This is a genomic window from Mycolicibacterium aubagnense, from assembly GCF_010730955.1.
Taxonomy (GTDB): domain Bacteria; phylum Actinomycetota; class Actinomycetes; order Mycobacteriales; family Mycobacteriaceae; genus Mycobacterium; species Mycobacterium aubagnense.
This window is the reverse complement of sequence record NZ_AP022578.1, coordinates 159,036-171,222: the sequence shown is the minus strand read 5'-3', so window position 1 is coordinate 171,222 and position 12,187 is coordinate 159,036. Positions and strand designations below refer to the sequence as shown.

Below are 12,187 nucleotides of genomic sequence, written 5' to 3'. Positions count from 1 at the left end.
GGGCAACTCCTCCCGCGGTCCTCGAGGACGCGGCTCAAAACGCTTCGTCGACATTACCCGTGCCCCCTCGATCTACCGCGACGCCGTCGGGCCCGCAGTGGCCACCGGCGCCGCCGCCCCATCAGCTGAATCATGAACCGTGGCCGCCGCCGCCTGAGACAACTCCGGTCCCGAAGGCCATACCTGCAACATCGCCCACGGCGCCGGCCGGACCTGCCCTTCATTCAGCCCCAACGCCTTCAAATTCTCTTTATCAAACGGAACGCCATACCGTGCACCGGCCGAGCTGATCAGCCACAACGTCTCGCGGGCCGGACTGTCGATCGCGTCACCAGTGGTATTGACGAACGTCGACGCATCCTCGCTCAACAACACCTGATTGGCCTGAACGCCGTTCGTCCCGCCACCGACCAGCGGAATCAACCGTGACTGCTGCTCACTCGTAATCGGCAACGCACGACCAGAAACCACCGACAACTGCGCCTGACGCTCACTGATCCCCCACCGGTACGCCATGCACGTCACCGGCTGGCTTGCCGAATCAACGATCCGCAGCGGCGACTTCGGGTAGTAATCAACATCGAGCAAGTGCCGCACCGGAATATGCGCCAGCCGATCGGGCGACACCTTCGGCGGCACCGCGAACCCGAACGAGTTCGTCTGCCGCAGCATCGAAGCAACCACCGGCGAAATCTCCTGCACCCCATCACCGATCGCCACATAAAACTTGTCAGTGTTGGAGGACACATCGTGGCTAGCCACCACCGCCCCCACCACAACACCCGGCCCGAGCTCCGGCCGCCCTGGCGCACCAGCATTCGGCACCACCGGCACCACCACCGGCCCCCCGGCGGGCAACGCATCAAACAGCGCCCGCGACATCGGCACCGGCTGAGCCGTCGACGCGATCCCCAACGCCGAGGTGATCACACCGTTGCCCAAATCCACCGGCATACGCATCCCGCCATTAACGAGATAGGCCTGATGGTCATACGACAACAGCACCCCGTCACCCACGCCGACCGGAGCGGCCACCGACCCGAACGTCAACGCCCCGTCGATACCGGTAATCACCGGTTCGCCACCAATCGTGCCCGATGCCGTGTCACACACCGCCCACCGCACCACATCAGGGGACTGCACAGCGGGCCGCTCCACCGGGGCACCGATGATCCCCACCGCCGGACCCATCGGCTGCTTGGCAATATCGTCCGACGATACGAACACCGGCGCGTCAGGCTGGCCCGCGATCAACTGTGCCGACACCAAATTCAGCGCAGGATGCAGGCGGTCGCCGACCTTGACATACAGGGTGCCCAACTTGCGGTCCGCGACGATCTTCGACTCACCAACCGTCCCGGTCGGCCGCAGCCACCCCAAAGCCAACGCCCCGACAACGGCCGTGGCACCGATAATCGCCGAGACCACCAACAAGGTGCGCTGCATCTGCGCAGGGTTGAAATCCATCCGCACCGAACGCCGCGCCAGCGCGAAAGCCAGCCGCCGCCGCACGAAAAAATGCCCACTCACTTGGGTCTTCGACGCTAATTTTAGTGGCACAACCGCACCGTACCCGCGACCACAACGCAGAAGCCAGCATCGCGTCCAAATCCGAACGAAACGAATTCACGCTAAGTTCGCAGACGCCAGAAAGACTGCACCAGAAGCAATTTCCCGACACGCCCATCACACAACGCGCGGTAATCCTATGCCAACCACAGGCACCACGCTCGATCACCAAACACAGGTGCCACACCCGAGAGTGCGCAGTGCTACACTTGGCGGTATGCCCACCGCGCGGCCACGCCACCCCATCACCGAGACCGAGGACATTGCCCGAGCCCTCGACACCGCGCGCCGCGTCTGGCCCGAAATGTCCGACAAACCTGCCGCACTCCTGCGCCTACTGATCCTCGCCGGACAACAGAGCGTCGAAGACCGCGCAGCCCACCGGCGGCACGCCATCCAGGCCACCGCCGGCTCGCTAGCCGGCAGCTTCGGCCCCGACTACCTCCACGAACTGCGCGAAGACTGGCCAGCATGATCGTCCTCGACGCCAGCGTCCTGATCGCTCACTTCGAGCCCAGCGACGCACACCACGCCCGAGCCGGCAAGCTACTGCTCGACAACGCGGAACACGAATTCTGGGCTAACACAATCACTCTCGCAGAATTCCTCGTCGGCCCAACCAGATCAGGACTTGCCGACACCGCCCGCAAAGGAATCGCCGACCTGCAGATCACCGCGCACGAGATCAGCGCCGACAGCTGGCCATCGCTAGCGCTCCTGAGGACAAGCACCGGCCGCAAGATGCCAGACTGCTGCGTGCTGTATACGGCCGTCGAACTGGGCCCTGACGTCGCCAAGGTCGCCACCTTCGACGACGCACTGGCAGCGTCGGCGAAAAAACTGGGTATCGGCGTTGCCCGCTGACCGTCGTCCGCAACGCCTATAGATCCGATCCCCACCTCACCTGGGACCGCTGAGCTTCAAGCATCGCCCGCTCCCGCAACGGTTTGTCATGGTCATCGGGAAGCAGCAATGTGAATTCAAACGAACTGACCACTTCACGACCGTTGTACGCATCAGGTCCAACGCGCCACTCCCGGTATCCCGTACCGATAACGTCACCATCTGGCCGCACGTCCGGCGAGACCAGCGATTGACACCGTCCGCCCGACCGCTTCTTCTCCTGCTCGGCCCGAGCCGCAATCCACTCGCGGGCAACCTTATTCGCCGCACGCCGATCCAGGCCAACGCCACCCGCCACCACCTCCGGTTTGCCCTGGTCCACCTTGACAACAAGCACACCCACCGGAACCGGAGCAACGGACTCCCACACCCCCGCCGCGTAATAGGCTCGCTCAACCACTGAGCCGACTTCCTTACGAGACTCCGACCCACCGCTTGTCGGCGCATACACCGGGCAAACCAACTCGGCTAACAACCGGTCGTCAGAAAGAAACCGCACCCTCGAAAACTGAGCGACACCGCCATCTACGAAGCGCACCACAGCATCCGGCACCCAGTCCTGATCAACGTTGCCAAACAGTTGCGGCACGTTGTCTTCAAGAACCCCCATGGACCCCACTCAATTCTCTCAACACGCGACCATCCGGTCGTGCGGCACAACAAGATTCAGCTACCCGTGACTACGCTGCCATTTCGATCTGCCGGAGCGCCGGACCAACCCGCTGCGTGAAATCGCCATCGAAGGCCACAGCGATCGGATACAGCATGTCGGCCACCGACACCGGCCGGTACTGGAAACTGCGCAGCAACTCCATCGACCGAGCAATCAACCAGTGATGCTCGTAAACTTCCCGCGACGTTGGATCATCCTCAGGCGCAACATCTTTGAACCCCGGACGATACGCAGCCGCGCTGAAGTACTGCCTATTGGTGGCATCATTGAACGCCTGCCAATCCCCTGGACTCACCGCCCCGTTACCGGTGATCTGCTCCCACATCGCCCGCAGCTCCGGCGGATACGGCATCGTCGCACCAGAAACCCGAGTCATCATCTCCAACGACAACGGCTTAACCAACTCTTCAATCAGATCACGCCCCCGGTCGGCCAACAGCCGATCCACGCGCGCCGACACATCAGGAAAAGCAATCTCGAACCGGTCCACATGCACCGCATCGAGCGCCGGAGGCGTCAACACCACCGGAGTGTTATCACGCGGGCACAGAACATATTCCACACCTGCGGTCCGGAACGGCTCCACCCGATTCGTCGCGGCAGCGGCAACCAAACTCCCGCCCCCACGCTCCTGACGCAACGCCGCATACTCAGCCAAGACCCGCGCCGGATCGGACCAACCAGTCCACCGATTCTCAAAACCGCTGTGAACCAAAGGATCAGACGACAACAACCGAACACCACGAGGCAGATACACCCCACGCGGAATGTACCCGAAGCCCTCATTCGACATCACCACCGTCTCCGGCGCGACCGAACTATCGGAACGGAAAACACCGACCGCCCACTCAATGATCGGATAATTCACCGCATCCGAATCCCGCCGCAGCTGCGCAGCCAACGTCCGCGCCATCCGCAGCTCCGAAGACTCACTACGCCCCCCAGCGCCGACCGACGGAGTCGCCACCGGAGTAGGCACCATCGTCGTAGAACCAGAACCCGGCACCACACCAGAACCCGGGCCCGGGCCACCAGCGGCGCCAGCGGCGCCACTCGTGGAGGCCGGAACCACCGGCGCCCCACCAGAACCCGCCGCCGCGGCAGGGGCACCCATACCAGGTGGCGGAACCATCATCGCTGGCGCAGCCGCACCCGCAGCCGACGCCACACCAGCACCCGAAGGACTCGCCGCCGCGGCCGCAGGCGGAACATGCGCGCCCGCCGCACCAAGGCCCGACGACGGCGCAACGCTCGATGCGCCCGCGGCGGGCACTGCCTCCGCCGCGCCCATCGTCGACGCAGCCGAACTCACCCCCGTCGTCGTCGCAGGCGACACCGGAGCCACAGGCGCCCCACCACCACCAGCGCCCGAGGCAACCGACTTCGCGATCGCAGCGGCCGGAGACTGACCGATCTGCGCGGCCGCATTCTGCACACCGGCACTATTGGCCAAACTACTCAACCCAGCCGGAGCGCTACCCGGCTGCCCAAGACCAGAAGTCAACGAAGACAACGGATTCGACGAACCCAACCCACCAAGACCACCGCCACCAGAACCCAAACCACCACCAGGCATCCCACCACCGCCCGGAATACCCCCGAGCCCAGCCTCCCGGAAAAGGCCTCCGCTCGTGGACGGGGCGACCGGCTCTCGAGTACCGGGCATCGGAGTTATCGGCGTCTGTGGAGCAGCGGCGGCCGCCGCATTATCGGCGGCGGATCGCTCCGCTCCTCCTTCTAGGCCCGTGTGAGCACCTGACTTCGCCCCTGACTGAGCCGCAGCATCTTTGGCTGTGTTCGTCGGGTCGGTGCTCTTGTCGGGACCGTCTCCCTGGTCTAGATCATCGACTTTTCGCGTTGAAGCCGGCACCGCGATGCCGTCGCCTTTCTGGGGGCTTGCCGGCGGCATCACGGGGGCTTGTGGCGCTGTCGCTATCTTCGAGCTGAACTCCACGACCGTCGGGCCGTACTCGCTATGGAACCTCGTCATCTTGGCCATCGCCGAGGCGACACCGGACGTGGCCAGCCCTCGCGCCCAGGCGTGGTGCGTCGCGGCAATCGCGGGATGCCCAACAGGGGGTGTCGACTCCATCTCGCGGTCAGCGGAGTTCATGACATTGTCATGTCCCGCACTCACATCGCGGTACACCCCGGCAACCGAGGTATACGTCTCGGACAGGGCGCTGTACCACCCGCCGGCACGTGCAACCATGCTGGCGTATTCCAGGTTGGCTTGGAAGGCTGCCTCGAAGCCGACGGACTTAGCGCTGTACTGGCGCTGCATGTTGGCGCTCATCAATTCCCGAGAGGCCTGCTGGAGCTCTTCGCCGCGCGCCTTGTAGATCTTCGCCTTCGCTTCCATGGGCGCAGGATCGGGCGGAACGATATCGGGCGTGATGATGTGAGAACGCCACCCACCACCCGCCGGTGTCACAGCCGACATGGTCGCCCCTCCCCGATTGCTTTGAAATCCCCTCTACGCGCCGGCTAGGTGCACGCTGCGTCCACCTTGTTGGCGGCGATGTTGCTGCGGCCGATTGCTTCGTGTCGGTTCGGCCCGTTGCGTCGCATAGTCCAGTGCTCCATGTCGAAGCTGGCCACGAGGTAGTCGTGGATCGGACCTGTCAGCTCCAATGGGGTGGCGTCACCAATTTGGGACCGCAGGTACGCACTCTCCGCAAGAGTTGTCCGCGCTTCCGCTGCGAGAGCGTTTTTAGTGTCAGGGTTGCTCCAGTTCGGCGGCGCATCAGCTGCGGCGTTACTCGCCCCGGCCATCTGTGCGGACGCGGTCTTCCACGCGGCGCAGGTCTGTTGCTTAGCGGCAGCGACCTGGTCGGTGGTGTAGGTGGCCGGACCGGCGGGCACGACGGTGGTGTGCACGGGCGCGGCCTGAGGCGTAGACAGGTTCACAGCGCTCACCGCCACCGCGGCCGCCGCAGCGGCGACCGCTACCCAGGCAGCGACAACACCACGACGCCGACCGCCAGTTCGCAGCGGACGCGGCGGCAGGCCGCCACCCGGCGGGGTGGTCTGCCAGTACGCCGGGGTCTGGTCGGGAGCGAGAACCGGGGGCGGCGCATAGGTGGTCATAGGTCGATCACCTCCGGGTGCGACGTAAGAGCTTGGCGGTTCTGTTCGTTGGTGTTGATCACGCTGGTCAGCGCTTGGTGGTTGGCGCCGCTGAGCTTCGCGCCCGCGGACGCGAGCACGGTTTCGATCGTCGGCACCTGCCCGTCGGCCATCGCGCTCGACCCGCCAACGGGAGCCCACACCGAAGCCGCCGTCTGTACCGCGTGTGCGGCACCGGCGGCGGTCGCTGTCGCGGAAGCGGTTGCACCCGTAGCCATTTCAGCCACCGCCGACGACGTGCGGGTGTTGGCTGTGGCCGTACCGATGTGGTCGACTTCAAGAAGGTCTGTGGACGGCATCGTGATTACTCCTCGCAGACCTTGGTTACCTGGGCGCCGGTGGCCTTGTACTTGTCGATCAAAATGTTGGCTTGATCGTCGGAGACGCCACGGGTGTTGCCGTCGACAAGCGCGGCGAGCGCGCCGAGGTCAGCATTGATAGCGTCCGCGACCGCAGGAGGGGTCGCCGGGGTCAGATGTCCCCTGGTGTACTCGGCCTCCACGGCACTTACCGTCTGCCAATTCGACAGCATCTGCTGATACTGCGGCGAATTCCGATCAAGGCGGGCAGCATAAAAATCTCGCTGCGACGATGTGATCGGCCCGTCCGCAGTGTCCACGGCATCGCATGCCTGCTTCTTGGCCGCCGCCACCTGATCCGGTGTAAATGTCGGCCCGACGGGTGCGGCGGTCACGGTCGTTGTCGTGGCCACGGGTGCCGGCTCGGCGAGCTTGACCACGCTCATGACCACCGCTGCTGTCGCCAGCACGAGCGCCAGGCTGATCGGTGCGATCAGTTTCCAATCCAGACCGCGGCGCTGGTTGTCGGCGGGCGGTGGTGGTGGCGGCGGTGCGGGTGCCTGTAGGGACTGTGGCGGCGTCAGGAGCGCCTGCGGGGGTGGGCCGGTGGTTGCGCCTGTACGCGCCCATGCCACATCAGGGGGTGTCATTGTGACGCCCCCCGGCTGCTGCTGCGGCTGCCCCATGCATCAACACTAACTCTGGCCACCGACATCGGGCCAGCACAGCGGGCAAATCACGCTGATTTCCAGATGTACGAATTTGGGTCGGACAGGGCGGCGACGACGTTATCGAGATCGGCTTCGTCCTGTGCACCGGTGAGCTCGGCGGTTGCTGCGGTGACAGAGTCCACCGCTTTGGCCACGGTCTCGTTGATTTCTGTCTCAAAAGCGAGGTTGTCGTAGGTAGCCAAGCAGCCGTGCGCGATGATCAATTCGCGCAGGGAGCCTTCGTGATTGACTCGCACCTTGACGTCGCCGTTGTCGTTTTCGGCGAACCCTTCGAGGTCTTTGAGTTCGTCGACGAATTTGTTGAGCATGGCCTGCACTCGCTCAACTCGGGCAATGACCGACTGGGTGCGGTCGACGTCCTCTTGATACGTCGGGTACTCGTAGACGGTCATTTGTCACCTTTCAGTTGTTGGCGTAGCCGGCGCGAGCCCACGCCTACGGTCGGTTTCGGCTTGTCGTTTTCGTCGTTGTCGAGCGGATCGTCGGCGGTGGCGACCACCTGGCGGCGCAGCACCTCACCCTTGACTGGCTCGCTGTTGGCCGCCTTGAGCGCCTTGATCAACTTGTCGGGTTCTTTCATCGGCCGCGCGCCCGACCCGGCGGCGCCCATGCCGCCACCGGCGCCCATGGGAGGCATCATCATCGGCGCCCCGCCTGGGCCGGCGGACACCGGCTCCACCCGCGCCCCGGAAGTCATCGCCGGGCCGGCGGCTGGGCTGCTGCTCGCGCTGGACAACATGCTGGTGCCCGACCCGGCCGGGGGAAGATCGGAGGCGCTGGCCGCAGGTGCGGTACTCGGTTCGCCTCCCCCGCCTCCGCCACCGCCCAGTCCGCTGGGGTCAAAGCCAGGCAAGGACGGTCCGTCACCGAGGGACGGGGTGTCCAGTCCGTCTTTGCCGGCCAGGCCCTTGCTGAGGCCTGACATGCCCTCCATCGCTTGCGATGCCAAACTTTGCGCTTGCTGGGCAGCGCCCTGCGGTATCGCGGTGACCGCGCCGACGAGCCCGCCGAGCACCCCGGTCAATAGGGCGGGCATGGTCGAGGCCATTTCGGACGCGCCGCCCCCGGCGCCCAGAGGGCTGGCGCCGAGCTGGTCGAGCCCGTCGCCGCCGGTTCCGAGTTCTGCCCCGGCATCGTCCGCCGCTGCGGCGGCGTCATCGGCCGGCGCTCCCGGATGCTTCTCTTCGGCCACGTGACGGCCAGGTGCCGGTTGGCCAGCAGACGCCGAATCATTCTGTGCCGGAGCCGGTTCCACAATGTGCACCGCCGGTGGCGGTGGCGGCGGGGCCTGCGGAAACTCCCCGGTGTGATAGCCCGCCATCGACACCGTGGTGCGTTGATTCAAATCCATGTAGTCGTTTTGCGCTTGCACCATCGCCGGCACACCCATGCCCGGATGGGAGGCGTTAATCGCCTGCGCTTTGGCGAACCTCTGTTGCACGGACTCGTAATCCGTTGGCGTGGGTGTGGCGCGCTGGACTTGGGTGAACCTCGTGGCATGGCTGCTGGCCGACTGGGCCACTGTGTCGGCGTGCGTACCCATGTGAGTGGACCAGTCCCCAAAGCTCATGAGCGCCTGGTGGATTCGAGGCCCGGCCGCGCCGGTCAGGTGATCGTTGACCAGCCCGGCGGCCGAGTGCGCCGACGATGCGGCGTCGCGGAACGATCCGCCAATAGCGTTGCAGTTCTTGATGAATGCTTGCCCGGAGCTAGGTGTGCCCGCCTTCATCATGGCGGCGGTGACCTCACCGGGTCGCGGCGCAGACGGCAGCACCGGGACGTCGATCGGCTGCACGTTGGCGGTCACCGCCGGCGGCGCTGTCGGGGTCGGCGCGATCGGGTTACCGGTCAGCGCGACGACCGAGACGTTGGCCGTGTCCACGGCCGTGTAGGTGCCCGTGGCCTGATAGAGCGCTGCTGCGGCTGCTTGCAGGACCGCGGCCCCGTCTCCGGCCCGCGAGGCCAGGACCGCGCCGTGTTCGGTGAGCCGTGCGGCCGCACTCACCGAGGTCTCGTCGTTACCCAACGGCGGGTGCGCGACCGGCACCGCGTGCGCGGCCAGTTTGGTGGCCGCAGCTTCGAGCATCCCTGCGACCGCGTGAATGCCGCCGACGTTGACATGCAGCGTCGGCCCAGCGCCGCCGTTTCCCCCGTGTGTTGTCCCCCTGCTGTCCACTGTCCAGTCCTAGAACTCAATCATCTCTTCGTAGGCCGCGACCTGCTCAGCGGTCGGCAACGACCGTGACACCGTGAACCCGGCCGCCTCCATCTCCTGACGGCGAGCCAGCTGAGACCGCAAGTGCGCCAACGTGTTCAACTTGATCACCCGATACGCCAGATCAGCCTCGGTCAGCTTCATCGCCGCATCCTCCAGCTGCACACCGAGGGTCTGTCCACGCCGGCCCACCACCGCGATGATCGACTCATCGCGGCTGGCGGCCTCGTAGACCTCCACCTCCACGGTGTCGGCGGTCTCCTGATCAACCATGTCCACGCTCAACTTTGCGACAGCCGCAAGTTACGGGCGTTTTCATCATTTGTGGCCTGCATTACCGCAGCGCCACGCTTCAACGTGAGCGCCATTTCCCGATGCCGGTTCTCCTGCTCGATCAACGCGGCCTCACGTGCATTGACCGCATCGACGGCCGCCTTGCGGGCGTCGGCGAACATCGGCCCCCACGACGCGGCGGCCGCGATCGTGCGGGGATGTTCTTTGCGGGCGGCAGCGCAACGCTCAGCAGCCAGCTCGTGCTGCCGTGCCCACTCCACCATCTTGGTGGGGTCGACCTGCGTGACGTCGTTACTCATAGCCATGACGGTACTCCCTGTCTTTGCCGGTTGTCGCAGCTCAATGCGGCTGCTGGGGGGTTGTGGACGAGGTCAGCGTCGCGCTCGAAACGGGCTGCGGCGCGGCAACCGGCGGCGCCGCCACCGGGGCGACCGGTTGCTGGGCAGGAGTCGTCAACCGATGCCAGCCCAGGAAATTCGGGCCGGTCTGCAGATGACTCAACGGCACAACCTGGCCGTCGTTCCACACCGTGCCTTGCCCGAGAGCCATGACCCGGTGATCGGTGAACTCGCCCATGTCGCCGAACTGCAGGCTGCCCGGCGACACCTGGTTGTTGGTGACCGGCGACCCGATCGGCGGCAGCACGATGCCGTGCGACGGAAACGCCTCGTCGATCGACTTGCCGGCCAGCACGTCGCGGCCCGCGCCGTTCAGCGCCTGGTCGTTCACCGTGCGCGTGGTGTCCCCCGGCAGCTTGACCGTGGGATCAAACGGCGGCGGAGCCGGGACCTGTCCTGGAGCACCTGGAGCGCCCGCTGGGGGTGCTCCAGGACCGGCCGCAGCAGGCCCCTGGTTGTTGTTGCCCGCAGGTTCAGTCTGCGGACTCTTCGGGCCAGTCGGGTCCTGCGGCTTGTTCTCCTGGCCAGGGTCTTTGAGCGGGTCGGGATGCTGTTTCTCGGTCGGATCAGGATTGTCCGAATGACTGTTCGCGTCATGGATAGCCCCGCCGATCGCCGAACCAAGATCACCCAACCCACCGCCACCGCCACCGAGACCGCCGCCGGGCATCATCGAGCCCAGCGCGCCCGGCAGCCCGCCGAGAGCGCCCATGGCCGGGCCCAATGCACCCAGACCCGCCATCATCGGGTCAGAGGGCAGTCCACCGTCGAGCAGCGGGTCGCTCCCCGGCAGCCCGCCAGTGCCGGCGGGGCCTGCCGGCGGAGCATCAGGGGCCGGAGCGGCCGGGCCGCCCGGAGCCGGCGCTCCCGGCGCCGCCGGGGCCTGCGGATCGTCCTTGCCGCCCTTGCCGTCGTCAGGTCCGGAGCCCTTGCCGTCTTTGACCGCTTTGTACTGCGCGGCCAGCGCATCCAGAATCGCCGAATGGGCCTGCGAATCCAGGCCGGTGTCCTTGAGCACCTTGCTGATGTCGTCGGCCTTGCCCTGCAGAAATTCGGCCAACTGCTGCTGGCCCGCCGGAGTATCCAACGTCGGCTTGAGCTTGTCGACCTTGTCGATGATGTCCTGCTGCAACGCCTTGAGCTTCTGCTGCCCATCCTGGCTGGACGTCGTGGCCTTCAAAATCGCCTCGGACAGCTGATCATCGGCATCATTGATCGCCGAATGCTGCTTCTGCAACGCCGAATTCAGCGCCTTGGCCGCATCAGCAGCAGGGCCGCTCATCCCGTCCGGGGGCGGTGTACCCGGGGCGGGCGGAGTCGCCGGCCCGGGCGGAGGCGGAGGCGGCGCAGCGGCCGGAACCGTCGGAGCCTTGGGACCGAGCTCGAGAACCCGGTTGATCTCATCGAGAGACGCAGTATCAGGGTCGACACCCATGTACTTCAACGCGGCACGCTGAGACATCGACAGATCACCCCGGTCAGTGATCGCCGCCCCGGGACCCTGCCCGCCGTTGGGCGACAACGGAATCGGCTTGCCCAGCACTTCGGACACGCCGCCCAGCAATCCGCCAATGGCCACGTCAGCCCAAGTAGTCATGCTGCGCACGTTAGGACCGAAACGGCTCCGACTTCCAGCAACGTAGCCACATTCGTTTGAGACGGAATGCAACGGGATGCAACCACTGAGACGCAGTGAAACGCCGGAGACAGATATCGCCGGGTTTCACGCGCGGCGCTAGGAGGGGTCGGGGTCGTCGTCGGGAATATCGAAGTGTCCGACTTCTTGTTGAGCGGTCGCCGCCATCAGCAACCAATTCGCGGCAGACACCTCCGGATAGGTGTGCCCCTCGTTGGTGTACTGCACAACTTTGATTTCCCAAGCCTTCTGCGCGTTCTCCCACGTCCGCGCGGTCACGTTGAGTGGCCCGCCGGCCATGGTCGCCAGGAGCTGCCGCACGAATCGCCGCTCTGCCGGG

General features: G+C 65.6%; 15 protein-coding genes. 3 read left to right on the top strand and 12 right to left on the bottom strand.

Annotated features, from left to right (window positions below; all coding sequences use genetic code 11):
- Positions 1 to 72: 72 nt before the first annotated feature.
- On the bottom strand, positions 73 to 1,560 hold the full coding sequence (eccB, locus tag G6N59_RS30015) for a type VII secretion protein EccB (RefSeq protein ID WP_138233394.1): 1,488 nt from the start codon (positions 1,558 to 1,560) through the stop codon (positions 73 to 75).
- A gap of 226 nt (positions 1,561 to 1,786) precedes the next feature.
- Here eccB and G6N59_RS30010 point away from each other — a divergent pair, with 226 nt between their 5' ends.
- Both G6N59_RS30010 and G6N59_RS30005 read left to right on the top strand, forming a co-directional pair.
- A complete protein-coding gene (locus tag G6N59_RS30010) occupies positions 1,787 to 2,044 on the top strand; it encodes a hypothetical protein (RefSeq protein ID WP_138233393.1) in 258 nt (85 codons plus the stop codon).
- Complete coding sequence (locus G6N59_RS30005; protein ID WP_138233392.1) at positions 2,041 to 2,433, top strand: type II toxin-antitoxin system VapC family toxin; 393 nt, start codon at positions 2,041 to 2,043, stop codon at positions 2,431 to 2,433. Before G6N59_RS30010 ends, G6N59_RS30005 begins: the two co-directional genes overlap by 4 nt.
- 16 nt (positions 2,434 to 2,449) lie before the next feature.
- Here G6N59_RS30005 and G6N59_RS30000 read toward each other — a convergent pair whose 3' ends face one another.
- Positions 2,450 to 3,082 carry a hypothetical protein gene (locus tag G6N59_RS30000; RefSeq protein ID WP_138233391.1) on the bottom strand — a complete coding sequence of 211 codons (633 nt, stop codon included), beginning with the start codon at positions 3,080 to 3,082 and terminating at the stop codon, positions 2,450 to 2,452.
- A 70-nt stretch (positions 3,083 to 3,152) separates the two neighbouring features.
- Positions 3,153 to 4,058 (bottom strand): EspK C-terminal domain-containing protein, encoded by a 906-nt coding sequence (locus G6N59_RS29995; RefSeq protein WP_170212476.1) that lies wholly within the window; start codon positions 4,056 to 4,058, stop codon positions 3,153 to 3,155.
- 142 nt (positions 4,059 to 4,200) lie between these two features.
- On the opposite strand from G6N59_RS29995, the gene G6N59_RS29990 reads away from it, so the two are divergent.
- Positions 4,201 to 4,554, top strand: a complete 354-nt coding sequence (locus G6N59_RS29990; protein WP_138233389.1) for a hypothetical protein — start codon at positions 4,201 to 4,203, stop codon at positions 4,552 to 4,554.
- A 1,078-nt stretch (positions 4,555 to 5,632) separates the two neighbouring features.
- Here G6N59_RS29990 and G6N59_RS29985 read toward each other — a convergent pair.
- The 9 genes from G6N59_RS29985 to G6N59_RS29945 all read right to left on the bottom strand — a co-directional run bounded on the left by G6N59_RS29985 (position 5,633) and on the right by G6N59_RS29945 (position 12,168).
- On the bottom strand, positions 5,633 to 6,235 hold the full coding sequence (locus G6N59_RS29985) for a hypothetical protein (protein ID WP_138233388.1): 603 nt from the start codon (positions 6,233 to 6,235) through the stop codon (positions 5,633 to 5,635).
- A complete protein-coding gene (locus G6N59_RS29980; protein ID WP_138233387.1) occupies positions 6,232 to 6,573 on the bottom strand; it encodes a hypothetical protein in 342 nt (113 codons plus the stop codon). Before G6N59_RS29980 ends, G6N59_RS29985 begins: the two co-directional genes overlap by 4 nt.
- A gap of 5 nt (positions 6,574 to 6,578) precedes the next feature.
- Complete coding sequence (locus G6N59_RS29975) at positions 6,579 to 7,019, bottom strand: hypothetical protein (protein WP_138233386.1); 441 nt, start codon at positions 7,017 to 7,019, stop codon at positions 6,579 to 6,581.
- 290 nt (positions 7,020 to 7,309) lie between these two features.
- Complete coding sequence (locus G6N59_RS29970) at positions 7,310 to 7,696, bottom strand: YbaB/EbfC family nucleoid-associated protein (protein WP_138233385.1); 387 nt, start codon at positions 7,694 to 7,696, stop codon at positions 7,310 to 7,312.
- Positions 7,693 to 9,480 (bottom strand): PPE domain-containing protein, encoded by a 1,788-nt coding sequence (locus G6N59_RS29965; protein WP_138233384.1) that lies wholly within the window; start codon positions 9,478 to 9,480, stop codon positions 7,693 to 7,695. Before G6N59_RS29965 ends, G6N59_RS29970 begins: the two co-directional genes overlap by 4 nt.
- A 9-nt stretch (positions 9,481 to 9,489) precedes the next feature.
- Complete coding sequence (locus tag G6N59_RS29960) at positions 9,490 to 9,792, bottom strand: DUF2694 family protein (protein ID WP_138233383.1); 303 nt, start codon at positions 9,790 to 9,792, stop codon at positions 9,490 to 9,492.
- A gap of 8 nt (positions 9,793 to 9,800) precedes the next feature.
- Positions 9,801 to 10,112, bottom strand: coding sequence for a type VII secretion target (locus G6N59_RS29955; protein WP_138233382.1), 312 nt, complete (start codon positions 10,110 to 10,112; stop codon positions 9,801 to 9,803).
- A 40-nt stretch (positions 10,113 to 10,152) separates the two neighbouring features.
- Positions 10,153 to 11,808 (bottom strand): DUF4226 domain-containing protein, encoded by a 1,656-nt coding sequence (locus G6N59_RS29950; protein ID WP_138233381.1) that lies wholly within the window; start codon positions 11,806 to 11,808, stop codon positions 10,153 to 10,155.
- Positions 11,809 to 11,946: 138 nt separating this feature from the next.
- Positions 11,947 to 12,168: a hypothetical protein gene (locus tag G6N59_RS29945; RefSeq protein ID WP_138233380.1), complete on the bottom strand. Its 222-nt coding sequence runs from the start codon at positions 12,166 to 12,168 to the stop codon at positions 11,947 to 11,949.
- Positions 12,169 to 12,187: the final 19 nt, after the last annotated feature.